Raw genomic sequence first — 17594 nt, 5'->3', positions numbered from 1 at the left:
GGCCCGCCGGTCACGCAGGGGAGAGCCGCAAGATGCTGGATCAGCCGAAAGAGACCCACGGCGAGGGTGTGGCCCCGGAGTTCCGGGACGTCGAGACCCTGCTGGAGGTGAACAACATCGAGGTGATCTACAACCACGTGATCCTCGTGCTGAAGGGCGTGTCGCTGAAGGTCCCGAAGGGCGGGATCACCGCACTTCTCGGGGGCAACGGCGCGGGCAAGACGACGACGCTGAAGGCGATCTCGAACCTCCTGCATTCCGAGCGCGGCGAGGTCACGAAGGGCAACATCAGGTTCCGCGGCGAGACCGTGCAGCACCTGAGCCCCTCCGACCTCGTGGATCGCGGCGTCATCCAGGTGATGGAGGGGCGGCATTGTTTCGAGCACCTTACCGTCGAGGAGAACCTTCTGACCGGCAGCTACACCCGCAAGGAGGGGCGGGCCGCGATCGAGGCCGACCTGGAGATGGTCTACACCTATTTCCCGCGGCTCAAGGAGCGGCGGAAGAGCCAGGCGGGCTACACGTCCGGCGGCGAGCAGCAGATGACGGCGATCGGCCGCGCGCTGATGAGCCGGCCCGAGACGATCCTGCTGGACGAGCCGTCGATGGGCCTCGCGCCGCAGCTGGTGGAGCAGATCTTCGACATCGTGAAGCGGCTGAACGAGGAGCAGGGAGTGACGTTCCTGCTGGCGGAACAGAACACCAACGTGGCGCTCCGCTTCGCGCATTACGGCTACATCCTCGAGTCGGGGCGCGTCGTGATGGACGGCCCGGCGAAGGAGTTGCGAGAGAACCCTGACGTGAAGGAATTCTACCTCGGCATGTCCGAGGAAGGGCGCAAGAGCTTTCGCGACGTGCGCTCCTACCGGCGCCGGAAGCGGTGGCTCGCCTGATGCTGGCGGCGGGAAACATGGGCGCGCTTCGGCCGTTCCATCCTGTGAAGGATGGAAGGGAGACGGCCATGACCCGCGAGCAGGACATCATCGACACGCTGATCGAGGAGAGCGGGGAGCTTTATTCCGAGGCGATCGGCGCGGACATCGCGCGGGACACCCCGGGGGAGCTGTTTCACTGGCTGATCGGGGCGATCATGCTTTCGGCCCGGATCGGTGCCGGAAACGCGGTCGAGGGCGCTGCGGGGCTGCGGGAGGCCGGCCTTCACGGGATCGAGGCGCTGCGCGAGGCGGCGTGGGAGGACGTCGTGCGCGTGCTCAACGAACACGGATACGCCCGCTACGACGAATCGACCGCGCGCTACCTCAGGGACACCGCCCGGTGGGCGGCGGAGACCTGCAGCGGCGACCTGCGGCGGCTGCGCGACGCGGCGGGCGGCGATGCCGGCGCCCTTCTGAAGGCGCTGCAGGGCGCCAAGGGGCTCGGGCCGGTGGGGGCAGACATATTCGCGCGCGAGGCGCAGCTTGTATGGGACGCCTTCTACCCCTCGTTCGAGGGGCCGGGGCGCAAGGTGGCGGCGGATCTCGGCCTTCCGCAGGATCCGGGCCTGCTCGCCGAGGCGGCGGGGTCGCGCGCGCGCTTCGTGCGCCTTGTCGCGGCCTTGACGCGGGTGGCGCTGGAGGGGCGGGGGCCGCGCCTGAAGGACGTCTCGAGCTGATGCGGTCCGGGCCGGCCCCACGGATGACGCGACGCAAGACCCGATACCGCGCCCGGTGCGGCGCGCAACGCACGAGGACCTGAGCCGATGCTGGACACCGATGGGAAACACTTCGACGCGCTCGAGACGCGCAGCGCCGACGAACGCGCGGCCGGCCAGCTGTCGCAGCTGCGGCTGCAGCTGGCGGCGAACGGGATGCAGGCGGTCGGATCGCTGGACGAGCTGAAGGCGCTGCCGGTGTTGAGAAAGGCCGACCTCGTGGCGCGGCAGACCGAGGCGCCGCCCTTCGGCGGCATCCCGGTGAGCAATCTCGCGCATGTCTTCCAGAGCCCGGGGCCGATCTACGAGCCGGGCGGGACCTCGCGGGATTGGTGGCGCATGGGCCGCTTCCTGCACGCGGCCGGCATCGGGCCGAACGACATCGTGCAGAACTGCTTCGGCTATCATCTGACGCCGGCGGGCATGATCTTCGAGAATGGCGCGCGGGCCGTGGGCGCGGCGGTGTTGCCGGCCGGCACGGGGCAGACCGAGCTGCAGGTGCGCGCGGCGCGGGACATCAAGACGACGGCCTATGCCGGGACGCCCGACTACCTGAAGGTCATCCTCGACAAGGCGGCCGAGATGGGGGTTGAGCTGGCCTTCACGAGGGCCGCCGTCGGCGGCGGCGCCCTGTTTCCGAGCCTCCGGCAGGAATACGCGGACCGCGGCATCGCCTGCCTGCAGTGCTACGCGACGGCCGACCTCGGCAACATCGCCTACGAATCGCCCGCGATGGAGGGCATGATCGTGGACGAGGGCGTGATCGTGGAAATCGTTCGCCCCGGCACCGGGGACCCTGTGCCCGAGGGCGAGGTGGGCGAGGTCGTCGTGACGACGCTTAACCCCGACTATCCGCTGATCCGCTTCGCGACCGGCGACCTGTCGGCGGTCCTGCCGGGCCAGAGCCCCTGCGGCAGGACGAACATGCGCATCAAGGGCTGGATGGGGCGGGCCGACCAGACAACGAAGATCAAGGGCATGTTCGTGCGTCCCGAGCAGGTGGCCGAGTTCACGGCCCGGCATCCCGAGGTCTCGAAGGCGCGGGTGATCGCCAGCCGCGAGGGAGAGATGGACGTCATGACCGTGCAGGTCGAGGCGCACGGTGCCGACGAGGCCGCGCTTGCCGAAAGCGTCGCCTCGGTTCTGAAGATGAAGGGGCGGATCGAGATCGTTGCGCCCGGCAGCCTTCCGAACGACGGCAAGGTGATCGACGACCGGCGCATCTATGACTGAGCGCTGCCCGGACGCTGACACCGGCGCGGCTCGCCGGCCTGTATCGGCGGCGGGGCGGGCGTGAGCCGGACCCCCGAGGACCGGATCGCGGCCATGGGCCTTGTGCTGCCTGCGCCGGTCAGGGTGCCGGAGGGGCTGCACCTGCCCTTCGCCTTCGCGAACCGGCGCGGCGAGCGGGTGGCGATCTCGGGGCATCCGAGGCAGGACGCGCGGGGCGCCATCTCGGGGCCCTACGGTCAGCTCGGTCGCGATCTCGGCACGGCCGAGGGGGCCGAGGCGGCGCGGGACATCGCGCTTTCGGTGCTGGCCAATCTCAAGTCCGAGATCGGGGAATTGTCGCGCGTGGCAGGATGGGTTCGCGTTTTCGGCATGGTGAACTCCGCGCCCGGCTACAGCGAGCAGCATCTCGTCCTCAACGGTTTCAGCGACCTGATCGTGGGCGCCTTCGGGCCAGATGTCGGACGTCATGCGCGCTCGGCCATCGGCGTGGCCGGCCTGCCGATGAATTTCGCCATCGAGATCGAGGCCGAAGTCGTCCTTGCGTCCTGAGGGGGCGGCGGAGACCGGGCACCTTCGGGGCTGATATCGGTTAACATCGGCCCCTCGGGCTATGTGAACCGGCAGTCCACAGACGGAGAGCGTCCATGATCCGCTTCATCATTACCCTGTTCCTGCTCCTGTGCATCGGGGCGCCGCAGGTGGCATCGGCCGACACGGCCCTCATCTTGTCGAACGAACGCTATGCGGCGGCAGCGAACCTGCGGGGCATGCGCGCGCTGCCCCGGTTGGAGGACGATCTTGCGCGGGCCGGCTTCGACGTGATCCTCGTGCGCAACGGGTCCGCCGAGGACCTGCGCGCGGGGTTGTCGCGGCTTCTGGAGGCGGCCGAGGACGAGCGCGTCCTGATCGTGGCCGGCGGGCACTTCGTGCGCGGCGGATCTGAAAGCTGGCTTCTGGGCAGCGATGCGGGCACGCCCGATCTTGCGACGGTATCGCGCGCGGGTGTCGAGGTGTCCGGACTGCTGGAGGTCGCGGCCTCGGCGCCGGGGCGCGCGGTCGTGGCGCTCGCCTCCGGTGGCGACGGGGTGCGCGCGGGGTCCGGCCTTCGGGTGGGGATCGGCCGGGTCGAGCCGCCGCAGGGCGTCACCGTCGTCGCGGGGCCGCCCGATGCGGTGGCCCGGTTCGTGGCGGGGCCGCTTCTGACGCCGGGGGAGGACCTGCCCGCAGCGCTGGGCGCGTCCCCCGAGTTGCAGGCGACCGGGTTCCTGTCCTCGGCGATCTCCTACTTTCCCCGGACGCAGGAGGCGGGGCCCGCCATTCCCGACGAGGATCTCGCGCTGTGGCGGGCCGTGGATTCGCTCGGAACGCCCGAGGCCTACCGCGTCTATCTCGACCGGTTTCCGCGCGGCGATTTCGCGGAACGTGCGCGGGCGCGCCTTGCGGCACCGCCGTCCCGAGGCCCCGAGGCGCAGGAGGCGGACCTCGACCTGACGCTGGGGGAACGGCGGGAGGTGCAGGGCTATCTCACCATCCTTGGCCACGACACGCGGGGCGTCGACGGTATCTTCGGTCCGGCGACACGCCGGGCGATCGCCGCCTGGCAGACCGACCGGGGCCTGCCGGCGTCGGGCTTCCTGACCGGGCGGCAGGTCGAGACGCTGCGCCGGGAGGGCGAGATCCGCGAGGCCGTCCTCGCGGAGGAGCGCCGCGCAGGAGAACGGGAGGACCGAGCCTGGTGGGAGGCCACCGGCGCGGGCCGAAGCCTCGAGGGGATGCGCGACTACCTCGCGCGGTATCCCGATGGCCTGTTCGCCGAGGAGGCGCGCAGCGCGCTGTCGCGAGACGCATGGGACCGTGCGCGCGAGGCCGACACGGTTCAGGGCTATCGCCGCTTCGTGGAGGACTGGCCCGACAGCCGCCAGGCCGCCGAGGCGCGGGCGCGAATCCGCGAGCTGCAGGGCGGTGGCGTCCCCGACGCGGGCGGCGAGGCGCAGGCGCGGGAGGCGGCGATGAACCTTCCGTCGATCACGCGGCTTCTGGTGGAGCAGAGGCTGGCGCGCCTCGGCCTCGATCCGGGCCGTGTCGACGGGACGTTCGACGCCGACACCCGCGCGGCGATCCGCGACTACCAGGAGGATCGCGGGATCCCCGCCTCGGGCTACCTCGACCAGTCCATGCTTGCGCTGCTTCTGGCCGGAAGCCTCGGAGAGATCCTGCGCTGAGGCGGACCGGGCCGGGCTGAACGAGACGGCGAAAAAGGAAAAGGCCGCTCGATCCGAGCGGCCTTTTTCAATTTGTCCTGGGGACGTGGACGTGGCGTCCGGCTCAGCCCTGGCGGGCCTTGAACCGGCGCTGCGTCTTGTTGATCACGTAGACCCGGCCCTTGCGGCGCACGACGCGGCAATCGCGATGGCGCTGCTTGAGCGAGCGGAGCGAGTTCTTGACCTTCATGGGTCATCTCCTTCGTCGCGGCGCGGCGATGCGCCTTCGAATTCGTTCTGGTCCCTTCGGACCGGCGAGGCCCCGGTTCCCGAAGGAAGCGAGAATGGTGGGCGGTACTGGGATCGAACCAGTGACCCCTACGATGTCAACGTAGTGCTCTACCGCTGAGCTAACCGCCCGATTGACCCGCGCTTTCGGCCAGACATGGAACGCCCTTCCGAAACGGCAGCGCGTCCCGTGCCGCAGCCCGCCGCATGGGTGAGCGGTCTATAAAAGGAGTCGATACGGGGTTCAAGGGCTTTTGGCTCCGCGCGAAATCCCGCTATATGTTCCCCGTGACCGCCCGTCGAGGAGTGCCGATGCACCCGGCCTACACCCTTGTCAGCCCGCCGGAGACGACAGCTTCTGTCGTCGTGGCGTCGCCGCATTCCGGGCGGCACTATCCGCGAAGCTTCCTGCGTCAGAGCATGTTGGACGAGCGCAGCATCCGCTCGTCCGAGGACGCCTTCATGGACATGCTGGTGGAGGCCGCGCCGCGGCTCGGCGCGCCGCTTCTGGCGGCTGAATTCCCGCGCGCCTACATCGACCTCAACCGCAGTCCGGACGAACTCGACCCAGGGGTCATCGACGGCGTGGGCCGCGTCGCGCAGACGCCGCGGATCAGCTCGGGTCTCGGCGTCATTCCAAGGGTGGTCGCGAACGGCCGGGCGATCTATCGCGGCAAGCTGTCCCGCGAGGAGGCCGGCGAGCGCATCGCTCAGGTCTGGCATCCCTATCACGACCAGCTCGACACGCTGATGCGGGACGCGCACGGGCGTTTCGGCGAGGCGACGGTTCTCGATTTCCACTCCATGCCGCACGAGGCGCTCGACAGCGTGGTGCGCCCCGGCACGCGCCGGCCCGAGGTCGTGCTGGGCGACCGTTTCGGCGCCTCGGCGCGCGGCGACCTCGTGGACGCCATCGAGGCGGCGTTCCTCGACGAGGGCCTCGCGGTCAGCCGCAACGCGCCCTTCGCCGGCGCCTTCGTGGCGCAGCGCTACGGCCGCCCGTCCCGAGGCTGGCACGCGGTGCAGATCGAGATCGACAGATCGCTCTACATGAACGAGCGGATGATCCGGCCCAACGGCAATTTCGATTCCGTCCGCAGGATCGTGACCTCGGTGCTGGCGCGCGCCATCGCGGCGACGCCCGGCGCGATGCCGCTGGCGGCCGAGTAGGGGGCTCTGCCCCCCGGCCCTTGCGGGCCTCCCCCCGGAGTTTTCGGCAAGGATGAAGGCGGCTCAGCGCAGGGCGCGGCCCTTCAGGATCGCGTCGGGGCCGTACCGGGCACGGATACGGTCGGTCGCGCGTTCGGCGGCGAGGCGCGCGCCCGCGGTCGGGTCGAGGAGGTCGCCCTCGCGGTCGGCGTCGCCGGCGGAAACGAGGTCGGAGATGCCGACGCCGATCAGCCGGTAGGGGCGCGGATGCTCCACGCGGTCGAAGAGGCCCCGCGCGGTGCGGTAGATGCGGTCGGCCGTCTGGGTCCCGTCGGGCAGCGTGGTGCGGCGGGTGACGAGGCGGAAATCGTCGCGCTTCAGCTTGAGCGTCACGGTGCGGCCGGCGAGGTCCTTCGCCTTTGCCCTGTCCGCCAGCTTCTCGGCGAGACGCCAGATATGCCCGTCGAGGATGCCGGCGTTGGAGACATCCTCGGAGAAGGTCGTCTCGTTGGATATGCTCTTGACGGCGCGGTCCGTCGACACGCGGCGGCCGTCCTCGCCCCGGGCAAGGGCGAAGAGGCGCATCCCCTGGCTGCCGAAGCGGCGGATCAGCGCGTCGCGGTCCCAGCGGCGCAGATCGGCGATGGTGCGGATGCCCGCCTCGGAGAGCGCGCGCTGCCCGGCCTCGCCGAGGCCCCAGATCACGCCGACGGGTTTGCCCGCGAGGAGGTCGAGCGTCTCGGCGCGGCCGATCACGGAAAAGCCCTGCGGCTTGTCCATGTCCGAGGCCATCTTGGCGAGGAACTTGTTGTGGGACAGCCCGACGGAGCCGGTGATGCCGAGCTCGGCCTTCATGCGGCGCACGAGGCGGGCGAGCAGGATGGCGGGCGGCTGGCCGTGGAGGCGCGCGGTGCCGGAGAGGTCGAGGAAGGCCTCGTCGAGGGAGAGGGGTTCGATGGCGGGCGTCATTTCCTCCATCATGGCGCGGATCTGGCGGCTGACCTCGGCGTAGACCTCCATGCGGCCTTTCACGACGACGGCTTCGGGGCAGAGCTTCAGCGCCTTGAACATCGGCATGGCGGAGCGGACGCCCTTGATCCTCGCGATGTAGCAGGCGGTGGAGACGACGCCGCGACGCCCGCCGCCGATGATGACGGGCTTGTCGCGCAGCTCGGGGTTGTCGCGCTTTTCCACGGAGGCGTAGAAGGCATCGCAATCCATGTGCGCGATGGAGAGGTCGAAGAGTTCGGGGTGCGACGTCACGCGCGGACTGCCACAGGCCGGGCAGCGGGGGCCGGTCCGGAAGGGGGTCAGGCAGTCGCGGCAGAAGGCGGGCATGGCGGGACCATAGTGATGTCCTCGCCGCCGCGGAAGCGGTTTGCGCGAGCGGGTTCCGACGTCAGGCCGGAGCGGTCGGGACGCCGCGCCTGCGCCGCAGCAGGGCTATAGCGCCAAGCGACGACAGCAGGAGCCACGCCCCCGCAGGCAGCGGGACCGCGGCCGGAGGTGCGAAGGAGACGACCGGAGCGAGGTTGGGCGTCGGCTGGGCGAGGGTGAAGCTCAGGAAGCTGGCACGCACGACGGGGCCGCCGCCCAGATCCTCGGTGGCGAAGTATATGGTTTCTTCGACCGAGCCGTTGCCATCGGTGTCGCGCGTCCCGAAGAATGCCGCGGATACGATGCTTCCGCCCGACACGGTCCAGGCGTTGAGCCCGCCATCCGCGAAGGCGCCGATCGTTCCGGCCGAATAGAGCGACGGGTCGGAGATCGAGGTGATCTCGAATCCTGTCGCCGCCGACGTGGCGTCGTCCGTCAGCCCGGAGACAACTCCCGTGATCAAGGGCGTGCCGGGCATGTTGAATTCCGTGAAGCTGAAGCTGAAGCTCAGCGAAGATGCGGCGGCGGATCCAGCCGGCAGAAGAAACGCCGCGACAGCCAATATCTATTTCATTTTTGTGCCCCCAAAGCAGATGGTTGACGCTAGCCACGGACGTCAAACCTATCAAATGCAGACCCTGCCCGGGGGCCCGGGGCCCGCACCCCTTCGCGAGGGGGAGGGATCGCCTGAATTCCCCGCGACTTCCCGTCCGATTTTCGCCTAGCTTTGGCCCCGCTCGGCGCGCATACCCCCGCGCATAAACCGTTACCCCAACAGACGAGTACGATCATGGACCAGATCATCGGCGAGCTTCTTGGCGGCAACCTCGTGGTGCTGCTGCTCGCGCTATTCATCATCCTCTGCATCTTCCTTGCGATCCGGATCGTGCCGCAATCCGAGCAGCACGTCGTGGAACGCTTCGGGCGTCTCAAGAGCGTGCTGGGGCCGGGCATCAACTTCATCGTGCCATTCCTCGACCGGGTGGCGCACAAGGTGTCGATCCTCGAGCGGCAGCTGCCCAACGCCAGCCAGGACGCGATCACCGCCGACAACGTGCTCGTGCAGATCGACACGAGCGTCTTCTACCGCATCCTCGAGCCCGAAAAGACCGTCTACCGGATCCGTGACGTGGACGGGGCCATCGCCACGACCGTGGCCGGCATCGTGCGCGCCGAGATCGGCAAGATGGAACTGGACGAGGTGCAGTCGAACCGCTCGACGCTGATCGCGACGATCAAGGCGCAGGTGGAGGACGCGGTCGACAACTGGGGGATCGAGGTGACGCGGGCCGAGATCCTCGATGTGAACCTCGACCAGGCGACACGGGACGCCATGCTGCAGCAGCTGAACGCCGAGCGCGAGCGGCGCGCGGCGGTGACGCGGGCCGAGGGCCAGAAGCGCGCGGTGGAACTGCAGGCGGACGGCGAGCTTTACGCCGCCCGGCAGGAGGCGGAGGCGCGGCGCGTCTCCGCCGACGCCGAGGCCTATGCGACGGCCGTGGTCGCCGAGGCCATCGCGAAGGGCGGGCTCGAGGCGGTGCAATACAACATCGCGCTGGAGCAGGTGAAGGCGATCGGCAAGGTCGCGCAAGGGCAGGGCACGCAGACGGTGATCGTGCCGGCCGACGCCGTGGACGCCTTCGGCAAGGCCTTCCAGATGCTGAAGGGGCGCGGCTGATGTGGGGCGAATGGTGGGTCTGGGGCGTGGCTGCCATCGCGCTTGCGGTGGGCGAGGTGATCCTGCCCTCCTTCGTGCTCCTGGGCTTCGCCATCGGCGCGGGCGCAATCGCGCTTCTGCTGCTTGTGGGCGGTCCGCTCGCGGTCTGGCTGGGCGCTTCGGTGCCCGTCCTGCTGCTGGTCTTCGCGATCGTCTCGCTCGTGTCCTGGCTGGGGCTGCGGCGCTGGCTGGGCGTCTACCGCGGCCAGGTGAAGACCTTCGAGCGTGATATCAACGAGGACTGAGCCGGCGCGGGATGGCGCCGCGGACCTGCTGCGGGGCCTTTCGCCGACCGGTCAGGGCAGCGTGTCAAGGATCGCGCGGGCCGCGCCACTCGGATCCTCGGCCTGCCAGACCGGGCGTCCGACCACGATGTGATCGGCGCCGGCGCGGATCGCCTCGGACGGGGTCGCCACCCGCTTCTGGTCGCCCCTGTCCGCTCCCTCTGGACGAACGCCCGGCGTCACGATGAGCCGGCCATCGGCCTGGGGCATCGCGCGGATCATGGCGGCCTCGTGCGGCGAGGCGATCACGCCGTCGGCCCCGGCCTCGAAGGCGCGGGCGGCGCGGGCGGCGACGATCTCGTCCATGTCGCCGTCGCGGATGAGGGCCGCGTCCAGATCGCTCCGGTCAAGCGAGGTCAGGACCGTCACGGCGAGGATGCGGAGGCCGCTTCCCGCCGCGCCCTCCTTCGCGGCGCGCACGACGTGCGGGTCGCCCTGCACCGTCAGGAAATCGAGGTCGTATTGCGCGAGACCGCGCACCGCCACCTCGATCGTTGCCGAGATGTCGAACAGCTTCATGTCGAGGAAGATGCGCTTGCCGCGCTCGGCCTTGAGTTCGTTGGCGAGCGCAAAGCCGCCGCCGGTCAGCATCCCCAGGCCGATCTTGTAGAACGACACCGCGTCGCCGATGCGGTCCGCAAGCGCGAGACCCTGTAGCGCGTTGGGCACGTCGAGGGCGACGATCAGGCGGTCATCGGACATCGGGACACTCCACTTGTTGCGAGGCGTGTGTCGCGTCCGGGTGCGGCGTAGTCAAGCGCCGCGCGCGGCCCCGGGCACCCGTGCCCCGGGCCGCGCCGTCTTTCAGTGCCGGAGGATGACCGGCGCGGACTGGCCCTCGGCAGGGGCGTCCGGGCTCGCAAGCGCGATGGCCCCCGACATGCCGAGGAGAATGCTGGTGACGATGATCGTATGCCTCATGTGCCTCATGTTTCCTCTCCTTTATTACATGACGCCTTTCGTGGCGCCTTGGGCCGAAGCAGACGCCTGCTTCGCGGCGGGCGGATGTCGGGAAACTGGCAAGAATCTGGCGGCGGGGCCGATCGGCGGAAGCTGGCCGACCCGTGCGATCGCCGTGCGCGGCGGGACGGTGCGGGTTTTGCCGGAACAGGGCCGGGGCCGCGGCGTTGATCCTTTGACACAGGCGGACCCGACCCGCTGCAGGAGGTGTTCCATGCCCGAAGACAACATCCCACGGCGCGCCCGCGACCCGCGGACTGGCGAAACGCCCGAGCCGCCGCGCGAGGCGCGCGCCGACGACCCGACGCATGGCGTCGACCCGAGGCGTAATCGGCCCGCGCCGGGCGAGCGGCCTGGCCTTTCTGGACAGACCGCGCATCGAGGCGCCATGCAGGCCGCCAATGGCGACCGTCCGCCGCGCCGGATAGCGCCGGCGATCGGCCTCGTGCTGGTGGTCGCGGCCGTCATCGTGGCCGCCAGTCTTCTCTGGGCCTAGCGCCCGTCCGGTCCCGCCCCGAAAGCACCCATGCCACACCAACCTCAAAGACGCCCCGCAGCCCTGTCGCGGTCCCCGGTGATCGGCCTCGTGGTCGCCGCCGGCGTGATCCTCGCCATCGGGCTCGCGCTTCTGCTTGCCGAGGCCGATTACCTGCGGGGCGAGGATGCCGTGCCCGAGGAGGCGCGCGCACAGCGGCCCACCGGCGCGGGCTCGCTTCCCGACGGGCCTGCGGACATGGAGGGGGGCGGCCTGACCGGCGGAACCCTTTCCGACGACGTTCTCGACCGGACCATCAACGCCGACAACGTGCCCGCTCTTCTGCAGGGCGAGGGCGGCCCTGCGCCCGAACCCTCCGCCGCGGAGCTTGCGCCGATGGGCGAGGACGAGGCAATCCTTCCCGACATCGCGGACGAGACGCGGATGACCGTGCCCGGCGACGGCGCGGGGCAGGAGCAGACCGACGGCCAGTGACGCGGCCCGCGGTCGCTTGCAGGCTGCGCGCCCCGTTCCCATATCCTCTGGCGAGGCCCGAACGTGTCCATGCCGCAAGGCCGGGTGGACGCAGCAGCGGGCGCTTGCAAGAGGAGACGAGTGATGGACTTCGAAAAGTTCACCGACCGCGCACGCGGTTTCCTTCAGGCCGCGCAGACCATCGCGCAGCGTGAAGATCATCAGAAGCTGGTTCCCGAGCATCTGCTGAAGGCCCTTCTGGACGACGATCAGGGCATGGCGACAAGCCTGATTTCCCGCGCGGGCGGCGCGCCCGGACGGGTGCGCGAGGCGCTGGACGCCGCGCTTGCGAAGATGCCCAAGGTCACGGGCGACGCCGGGCAACTCTACCTCGACGGGCAGACCGTCAAGGTTCTGGGCGAGGCGGAAAAGCTGGCGAAGAAGGCTGGCGACAGTTTCGTGGCGGTCGAGCGGATCCTGACCGCGCTGGCGATGGTGAAGTCGGGCGCGAAGGACGCGCTGGATGCGGGCGCGGTGAACGCGCAGGCCCTGAACGCCGCGATCAACGATCTGCGCAAGGGCCGCACGGCGGATTCAGCGGGCGCCGAGGAAAGCTATGACGCGCTCAAGAAATACGCCCGCGACCTGACCGAGGCGGCGCGCGAGGGCAAGATCGACCCGATCATCGGCCGTGACGAGGAAATCCGCCGCGCGATGCAGGTCCTCAGCCGCCGCACCAAGAACAACCCCGTCCTCATCGGCGAGCCTGGCGTCGGCAAGACCGCGATCGCCGAGGGTCTCGCGCTGCGCATCGTGGACGGCGACGTGCCCGAAAGCCTGCGCAACAAGAAGCTGATGGCGCTTGACATGGGCGCGCTGATCGCGGGCGCGAAATACCGCGGCGAGTTCGAGGAACGGCTGAAGGCGATCCTGTCCGAGATCACGGCCGCGGCCGGAGAGATCATCCTGTTCATCGACGAGATGCATGTGCTGGTCGGCGCGGGCAAGACCGACGGCGCGATGGACGCGGCCAACCTCATCAAGCCGGCGCTCGCGCGCGGAGAGCTGCACTGCGTCGGCGCCACCACGCTCGACGAATACCGCAAGTATGTCGAGAAGGACGCGGCGCTGGCGCGGCGGTTCCAGCCCTTGATGGTCGAGGAGCCGAGCGAAGAGGACACCGTCTCGATCCTGCGCGGCATCAAGGAGAAGTACGAGCTGCACCACGGCGTGCGCATCTCCGACGCGGCGCTGGTCGCAGCGGCGACGCTGTCGCACCGCTACATCACCGACCGCTTCCTGCCCGACAAGGCGATCGACCTCGTGGACGAGGCCGCCTCGCGGCTGCGGATGGAAGTGGACAGCAAGCCCGAAGAGCTCGACGCGCTGGACCGGCAGATCCTGCAGATGCAGATCGAGGCCGAGGCGCTGAAGAAGGAAGACGACCAGGCCTCGAGGGACCGGCTCGATAAGCTCGAGAAGGAGCTTTCGGACCTGCAGGAGCAATCCTCGGAGATGACGGCCAAGTGGCAGTCCGAGCGTGACAAGCTGGATGCGACGCGAACCCTGAAGGAACGGCTCGACCATGCGCGCGCGGAACTGGAGCAGGCCAAGCGCAGCGGCGACCTCGCGAAGGCGGGTGAGCTGTCCTACGGTGTGATCCCGCAGCTGGAGAAGGAGCTGGCGGCGGCCGAGGTGCAGGACGACGACGTGATGGTCGAGGAGGCCGTGCGCCCCGAACAGATCGCCGCCGTGGTCGAGCGCTGGACCGGCATCCCGATGTCGCGGATGCTGGAAGGCGAGCGCGAGAAGCTTCTGCGCATGGAGGAAGAGCTCGGCCGCCGCGTCGTTGGCCAGCCGCAGGCCGTGAGCGCCGTCTCGCGCGCCGTGCGCCGTGCCCGTGCGGGCCTGCAGGACGAGAACCGGCCGCTGGGCTCGTTCCTGTTCCTCGGGCCGACCGGCGTCGGCAAGACCGAGCTCACGAAGGCCCTGGCCGAGTATCTCTTCGACGACGACCAGGCGATGGTGCGCATCGACATGAGCGAGTTCATGGAGAAGCACTCGGTCGCCCGGCTCATCGGTGCGCCTCCGGGCTATGTCGGCTATGACGAGGGCGGCGTCCTGACCGAGGCCGTGCGGCGCAGGCCCTACCAGGTGATCCTCTTCGACGAGGTCGAGAAGGCGCACCCGGAGGTCTTCAACGTGCTGCTGCAGGTCCTTGACGACGGCATCCTGACCGATGGGCAGGGGCGCAGGGTCGATTTCAAGCAGACGATCATCGTGCTGACCTCGAACCTCGGCAGCCAGGCGTTGAGCCAGCTTCCCGAAGGCGCGGATGCCGCGCAGGCCAAGCGCAACGTGATGGACGCGGTCCGGGCGCATTTCCGGCCCGAGTTCCTCAACCGGCTGGACGACATGATCGTGTTCGACCGCCTCGGCCGCGAGGACATGAACGGCATCGTGAAGATCCAGCTCGCCCGCCTCGAACGGCGGCTGGCGCAGCGCAAGATCGCGCTGGAGCTGGACGAGAGCGCGCTGGCATGGCTTGCGGACGAAGGCTACGACCCGGTCTTTGGCGCGCGGCCGCTGAAGCGGGTGATCCAGCGCTCGCTGCAGGATCCGCTGGCCGAGATGATGCTGGCGGGCGACGTGAAGGACGGCGACGCGGTGTCTGTCAGGGCGGGAGCCGATGGGCTGATCGTCGGCGACCGCGTCTCGGAATCGAACCGGCCCAAGCCCGATCACGCCGTGGTTCACTGAGCGGCGAGGCCGCGCCGTTCGAAGGAAACCGGCCCGGGGAAGCGCGCGCTTCCCCGGGCCTTTTTCATTCGTCCCCGGTCACGACGCCGGCCAGAAGACCGGGAAAGTCCGGGCTCCGCCACGTCCCCATGTGATCGACGCCCGGCAGGACGTGGGGCGTGAAGTTCGGGCGGGCCTCCGCGATTCGCTCCATCCAGCGGCGTTCGTCGTCGTGCTCGCCGATGATGCCGTGCAGCGGCACGTCGATGCCCGCCACGTCCTCCTCGCTGAGGCCGGTCAGGTCCGGCACTCCCTCGATCAGCGCGGCAAGCGCGTCGGGCGTGTCGGACGCAGGCGCAAGGATCTCGAACCACTTTCGGTATTCCGCGACGATCCCCTCGGGCGACCACCCGGACCCCGCAAGGGTCAGGCTGAGCACGCGGTGCGGATACCGGACGGCGAAGGCGAGGCCGATCTCGGCGCCCATCGAGAAGCCCGCGACGTCCACGGTGTCCTCGCCCTCGTGATCCAGAAGCTCGGCGAGGTCGGCCAGCAGGCGGTTTCCGTAGAAAGACGCGTCGGTGGGCTTGTCGCTTTCGCCATGGCCGCGGATGTCGGGGGCGATGACGCGGCCGCGCCGGGCGAGGCGCTGCGCGGCGCCGATCGTCCACCACGACATGGCGGCCGACGCGAAGCCGTGAAGGAGGAAGACGGCCGGGCCCCGGCCCGCGGCAAGATAGCTGATCTCCGTGCCGTCGCTTGCCGTCATGGTCATGCGTTCGGGCGCAGCTTCCATGGCCCGAGGTTAGAGGCCCGCGGTCCCTGCGGCAACGAAAACCGCCCCGCATCGGAACGCGGGGCGGTGCTTTCCCGTCCGTGACCTGGAGCGGACCACCTCGCGATCGCTGGGGGCGGGTGCGCGCCGCTCACCACCGGGACGACGGGATCAGGCGGTCCGGGCGCCTCGCCCGGACCGCACCCGATCTTACATCGGCGGCAGGATCACGCTGTCGATGACGTGGATCACACCGTTCGTCGCCTCGATGTCGGCGGCCGTAACGGTCGCCTCGTTGACCATGACCGTGCCCATGTCGATCGAGATGGTGACATCGGCCCCGTTGACCGTGGTCGCGGTCATGCCGTCGGACAGGTCGCCCGACATCACGGCGCCCGGCACGACGTGGTAGGTGAGGACGGCGGCCAACGCCTCGGGATCCTCGAGAAGACCCTCCACGGTGCCCTCGGGCAGGGCTGCGAACGCTTCGTCGGTCGGCGCGAAGACGGTGAACGGACCTTCGCCCGACAGCGTCTCGACGAGGCCGGCTGCCTCGACGGCTGCGACGAGCGTGGTGAAGTTGCCGGCGCCGACGGCGGTCTCGACGATGTTCATGCCGTGGCTGTCGGCGAATGCGGGGGCGGAAAGCGCGGTGGTGGCCGCGAGGGTCATCATGAAGTTGCGCATTTCTTGATCTCCTGAGTTGGTTTTGCACGAAGCGCGTTTCCGGCGCCTCGTCGCCACGGGAGGTGTCGGCAGCGGCGTGTTTTTCAAGACAAGCGGAAAGCTGCCTCGCCCCTTGACCGGCCGCATCCGTTCGCTAAGCGCCGGCGCCGGCCGATTTCCAATCAACGCTGCGTGAATCGAGTTGAGGTCGTGTGAGCGGCGCGGCGCGAAACAAGTCCTGCCCTCGCATCGTGACTTCTGCCGACCGCGGGCGCCGCAGGCGGTTCCGGCTTGCCTCCGTCCATGCACACGCAGGGCAAACACTTGCGTGAGATCGCGGCTTCGGGGGTGGGCGTCGGGCGAAAAAGACGCACATTATAACCATGCACGCATACGGGAGCTTCCGAATGGCCCACCGATACACATCCGACCTGACCTGGGACGACGTCACCCCGAGGGAGGTCTATCTCAATCGCCGGCAGCTGATGTCCGGCGCAGGCACGCTGTTCGCCGCCGGGACTCTGGGGGGCGGCGCCGCTGCGCAGGATGCGCGCGATCTCACGCCCAATTCGTGGGAAGAGATCACGACCTACAACAACTTCTACGAGTTCGGCACCGGCAAGGACGATCCCGCCGAGAACGCCCACATGCTGACGACCGAGCCGTGGAGCATCGAGATCGACGGCCTCGTGGACAACCCAGGCACTTATTCCTTCGAGGACATCGTCGGCGGACAGACGATCGAGGAGCGGATCTATCGCCTGCGCTGCGTCGAGCGGTGGTCGATGGTCGTGCCGTGGAACGGCTTCGAGCTGGCCGACCTTCTGGAGCGCGTCGGCGTTCAGGACCGCGCGCGCTACGTCGCCTTCGAGACCGCGATGCGTCCCGAGGAGATGCCGGGCCTGCGCACGCCGATCCTCGACTGGCCTTACAAGGAGGGGCTGCGACTCGACGAGGCGATGCATCCGCTGACGATTCTCGCGACCGGGATCTATGGCGAGAAGATCCCGAACCAGAACGGAGCGCCAATCCGCCTCGTGGTGCCGTGGAAGTACGGCTACAAGTCCATCAAGTCGATCGTGCGCATCAGCCTGGTCGAGGATCAGCCGCCCACGGCGTGGAACACCTATTCCGCGCGCGAATACGGGTTCTATTCAAACGTGAACCCGAACCGGTCGCATCCGCGCTGGAGCCAGGAGTTCGAGCGCCGGGTGGGCGGCGGCCTGTTTGCCCGGAACATCCCGACGCTGATGTTCAACGGTTACGAGGAAGAGGTCGCATCGCTCTACGAGGGCATGGACCTGATCGAGAACCACTGATCATGGCCGTGTCCGACAGACTCCCCGCGCGCCCCGAGATGCTGCAGGCGCTGAACGGCGCGCTCAGGAAGGTGCCGGCATGGGTGCTCTATGTCGCCGGGGCTGCATGGGGCGCGTGGCTGTTCTGGCTGGCGCTGACCGGCGGCCTCGGGCCCGAGCCGATCACCGAGCTCGAACACCGCTATGGCGAACTGGCGATCAACCTGCTCGTTGCAGGGCTCGCGGTGACGCCGCTGCGCCGGCATCTCGGACTGAACCTCATGCCGCACCGGCGGGCCATCGGCGT

Annotated in this window: 19 protein-coding genes and 1 tRNA gene (1 of these 20 only partly in view); 13 read left to right on the top strand and 7 right to left on the bottom strand. The window is 69.1% G+C overall.

Features of this window, described 5'->3' with window-relative positions; genetic code table 11:
* The first annotated feature begins 32 nt into the window (after positions 1-32).
* The 5 genes from P6F26_RS13280 (at position 33) to P6F26_RS13260 (ending at position 5106) form a co-directional block, all read left to right on the top strand.
* A complete protein-coding gene (locus P6F26_RS13280) occupies positions 33-893 on the top strand; it encodes an ABC transporter ATP-binding protein (protein ID WP_278029168.1) in 861 nt (286 codons plus the stop codon).
* Positions 894-961: 68 nt separating this feature from the next.
* Positions 962-1612 carry a hypothetical protein gene (locus P6F26_RS13275; protein WP_278029167.1) on the top strand — a complete coding sequence of 217 codons (651 nt, stop codon included), beginning with the start codon at positions 962-964 and terminating at the stop codon, positions 1610-1612.
* 87 nt (positions 1613-1699) lie between these two features.
* A complete protein-coding gene (locus tag P6F26_RS13270) occupies positions 1700-2884 on the top strand; it encodes a phenylacetate--CoA ligase family protein (protein WP_278029166.1) in 1185 nt (394 codons plus the stop codon).
* Between the two features lie 60 nt (positions 2885-2944).
* Complete coding sequence (locus P6F26_RS13265; protein ID WP_278029165.1) at positions 2945-3433, top strand: RidA family protein; 489 nt, start codon at positions 2945-2947, stop codon at positions 3431-3433.
* Between the two features lie 95 nt (positions 3434-3528).
* Positions 3529-5106, top strand: a complete 1578-nt coding sequence (locus tag P6F26_RS13260; protein WP_278029164.1) for a peptidoglycan-binding domain-containing protein — start codon at positions 3529-3531, stop codon at positions 5104-5106.
* Between the two features lie 103 nt (positions 5107-5209).
* Here the strand turns inward: P6F26_RS13260 and ykgO are convergent, their stop codons facing one another.
* Together ykgO and P6F26_RS13250 are read right to left on the bottom strand one after the other, a co-directional pair.
* Positions 5210-5335 (bottom strand): type B 50S ribosomal protein L36, encoded by a 126-nt coding sequence (gene ykgO / locus P6F26_RS13255; RefSeq protein WP_012177066.1) that lies wholly within the window; start codon positions 5333-5335, stop codon positions 5210-5212.
* 95 nt (positions 5336-5430) lie between these two features.
* Positions 5431-5505: transfer RNA gene (locus P6F26_RS13250), tRNA-Val, on the bottom strand.
* A 180-nt stretch (positions 5506-5685) separates the two neighbouring features.
* On the opposite strand from P6F26_RS13250, the gene P6F26_RS13245 reads away from it, so the two are divergent.
* The gene (locus P6F26_RS13245) at positions 5686-6543 is read left to right on the top strand and encodes an N-formylglutamate amidohydrolase (protein WP_278029163.1); all 858 of its coding nucleotides are present in this window, start codon (positions 5686-5688) and stop codon (positions 6541-6543) included.
* Between the two features lie 63 nt (positions 6544-6606).
* Here the strand turns inward: P6F26_RS13245 and P6F26_RS13240 are convergent, their stop codons facing one another.
* Together P6F26_RS13240 and P6F26_RS13235 are read right to left on the bottom strand one after the other, a co-directional pair.
* Positions 6607-7860: a DNA polymerase IV gene (locus P6F26_RS13240; protein WP_278029162.1), complete on the bottom strand. Its 1254-nt coding sequence runs from the start codon at positions 7858-7860 to the stop codon at positions 6607-6609.
* A 61-nt stretch (positions 7861-7921) separates the two neighbouring features.
* Positions 7922-8461 carry a VPLPA-CTERM sorting domain-containing protein gene (locus P6F26_RS13235; RefSeq protein WP_278029160.1) on the bottom strand — a complete coding sequence of 180 codons (540 nt, stop codon included), beginning with the start codon at positions 8459-8461 and terminating at the stop codon, positions 7922-7924.
* Between the two features lie 228 nt (positions 8462-8689).
* Between P6F26_RS13235 and P6F26_RS13230 the strand changes: the two genes are divergently transcribed.
* Together P6F26_RS13230 and P6F26_RS13225 are read left to right on the top strand one after the other, a co-directional pair.
* Positions 8690-9577 (top strand): SPFH domain-containing protein, encoded by an 888-nt coding sequence (locus P6F26_RS13230; protein ID WP_278029159.1) that lies wholly within the window; start codon positions 8690-8692, stop codon positions 9575-9577.
* Positions 9577-9861, top strand: coding sequence for an NfeD family protein (locus P6F26_RS13225; protein WP_278029158.1), 285 nt, complete (start codon positions 9577-9579; stop codon positions 9859-9861). The genes P6F26_RS13230 and P6F26_RS13225 overlap by 1 nt, the downstream gene beginning before the upstream one ends.
* A 51-nt stretch (positions 9862-9912) precedes the next feature.
* Here P6F26_RS13225 and pyrF read toward each other — a convergent pair whose 3' ends face one another.
* Entirely contained in the window at positions 9913-10602 is a 690-nt protein-coding gene (gene pyrF, locus P6F26_RS13220; protein ID WP_278029157.1) for an orotidine-5'-phosphate decarboxylase, read from the bottom strand.
* Between the two features lie 472 nt (positions 10603-11074).
* On the opposite strand from pyrF, the gene P6F26_RS13215 reads away from it, so the two are divergent.
* From P6F26_RS13215 to clpB, 3 genes are all read left to right on the top strand, one after another.
* Complete coding sequence (locus tag P6F26_RS13215; RefSeq protein ID WP_278029156.1) at positions 11075-11356, top strand: hypothetical protein; 282 nt, start codon at positions 11075-11077, stop codon at positions 11354-11356.
* Between the two features lie 30 nt (positions 11357-11386).
* Positions 11387-11830, top strand: a complete 444-nt coding sequence (locus P6F26_RS13210) for a hypothetical protein (RefSeq protein ID WP_278029155.1) — start codon at positions 11387-11389, stop codon at positions 11828-11830.
* 123 nt (positions 11831-11953) lie between these two features.
* Entirely contained in the window at positions 11954-14569 is a 2616-nt protein-coding gene (gene clpB, locus P6F26_RS13205) for an ATP-dependent chaperone ClpB (RefSeq protein ID WP_278029154.1), read from the top strand.
* Positions 14570-14633: 64 nt separating this feature from the next.
* Here the strand turns inward: clpB and P6F26_RS13200 are convergent, their stop codons facing one another.
* Complete coding sequence (locus P6F26_RS13200) at positions 14634-15323, bottom strand: alpha/beta fold hydrolase (RefSeq protein ID WP_278029153.1); 690 nt, start codon at positions 15321-15323, stop codon at positions 14634-14636.
* Positions 15324-15533: 210 nt separating this feature from the next.
* Positions 15534-16010 (bottom strand): fasciclin domain-containing protein, encoded by a 477-nt coding sequence (locus P6F26_RS13195; protein ID WP_430736747.1) that lies wholly within the window; start codon positions 16008-16010, stop codon positions 15534-15536.
* 386 nt (positions 16011-16396) lie between these two features.
* Between P6F26_RS13195 and msrP the strand changes: the two genes are divergently transcribed.
* Together msrP and msrQ are read left to right on the top strand one after the other, a co-directional pair.
* Complete coding sequence (msrP, locus tag P6F26_RS13190; RefSeq protein WP_278029152.1) at positions 16397-17308, top strand: protein-methionine-sulfoxide reductase catalytic subunit MsrP; 912 nt, start codon at positions 16397-16399, stop codon at positions 17306-17308.
* Positions 17309-17310: 2 nt separating this feature from the next.
* Positions 17311-17594, top strand: the beginning of a protein-coding gene (msrQ, locus tag P6F26_RS13185) for a protein-methionine-sulfoxide reductase heme-binding subunit MsrQ (RefSeq protein WP_430736746.1). It continues 355 nt past the right edge of the window; the window shows 284 of its 639 coding nt (coding positions 1-284); its start codon is at positions 17311-17313; the stop codon falls past the right edge of the window.

Origin of the sequence: Roseicyclus salinarum (assembly GCF_029624655.1) — a bacterium.
Classification (GTDB): Bacteria; Pseudomonadota; Alphaproteobacteria; order Rhodobacterales; family Rhodobacteraceae; genus Roseibacterium; species Roseibacterium salinarum.
This window is presented reverse-complemented; position numbering and strand designations above follow the sequence as displayed.

Coding starts and splice junctions, on each gene's coding strand:
- P6F26_RS13270 (WP_278029166.1), top strand. CDS start 1,700: ATGCTGGACACCGATGGGAAACACTTCGACGCGCTCGAGACGCGCAGC.
- P6F26_RS13260 (WP_278029164.1), top strand. CDS start 3,529: ATGATCCGCTTCATCATTACCCTGTTCCTGCTCCTGTGCATCGGGGCG.
- P6F26_RS13210 (WP_278029155.1), top strand. CDS start 11,387: ATGCCACACCAACCTCAAAGACGCCCCGCAGCCCTGTCGCGGTCCCCG.
- P6F26_RS13200 (WP_278029153.1), bottom strand. CDS start 15,323: ATGACCATGACGGCAAGCGACGGCACGGAGATCAGCTATCTTGCCGCG.
- P6F26_RS13245 (WP_278029163.1), top strand. CDS start 5,686: ATGCACCCGGCCTACACCCTTGTCAGCCCGCCGGAGACGACAGCTTCT.
- P6F26_RS13240 (WP_278029162.1), bottom strand. CDS start 7,860: ATGCCCGCCTTCTGCCGCGACTGCCTGACCCCCTTCCGGACCGGCCCC.
- P6F26_RS13275 (WP_278029167.1), top strand. CDS start 962: ATGACCCGCGAGCAGGACATCATCGACACGCTGATCGAGGAGAGCGGG.
- msrP (WP_278029152.1), top strand. CDS start 16,397: ATGGCCCACCGATACACATCCGACCTGACCTGGGACGACGTCACCCCG.
- P6F26_RS13280 (WP_278029168.1), top strand. CDS start 33: ATGCTGGATCAGCCGAAAGAGACCCACGGCGAGGGTGTGGCCCCGGAG.
- pyrF (WP_278029157.1), bottom strand. CDS start 10,602: ATGTCCGATGACCGCCTGATCGTCGCCCTCGACGTGCCCAACGCGCTA.
- P6F26_RS13225 (WP_278029158.1), top strand. CDS start 9,577: ATGTGGGGCGAATGGTGGGTCTGGGGCGTGGCTGCCATCGCGCTTGCG.
- ykgO (WP_012177066.1), bottom strand. CDS start 5,335: ATGAAGGTCAAGAACTCGCTCCGCTCGCTCAAGCAGCGCCATCGCGAT.
- clpB (WP_278029154.1), top strand. CDS start 11,954: ATGGACTTCGAAAAGTTCACCGACCGCGCACGCGGTTTCCTTCAGGCC.
- P6F26_RS13215 (WP_278029156.1), top strand. CDS start 11,075: ATGCCCGAAGACAACATCCCACGGCGCGCCCGCGACCCGCGGACTGGC.
- P6F26_RS13230 (WP_278029159.1), top strand. CDS start 8,690: ATGGACCAGATCATCGGCGAGCTTCTTGGCGGCAACCTCGTGGTGCTG.
- P6F26_RS13195 (WP_430736747.1), bottom strand. CDS start 16,010: ATGCGCAACTTCATGATGACCCTCGCGGCCACCACCGCGCTTTCCGCC.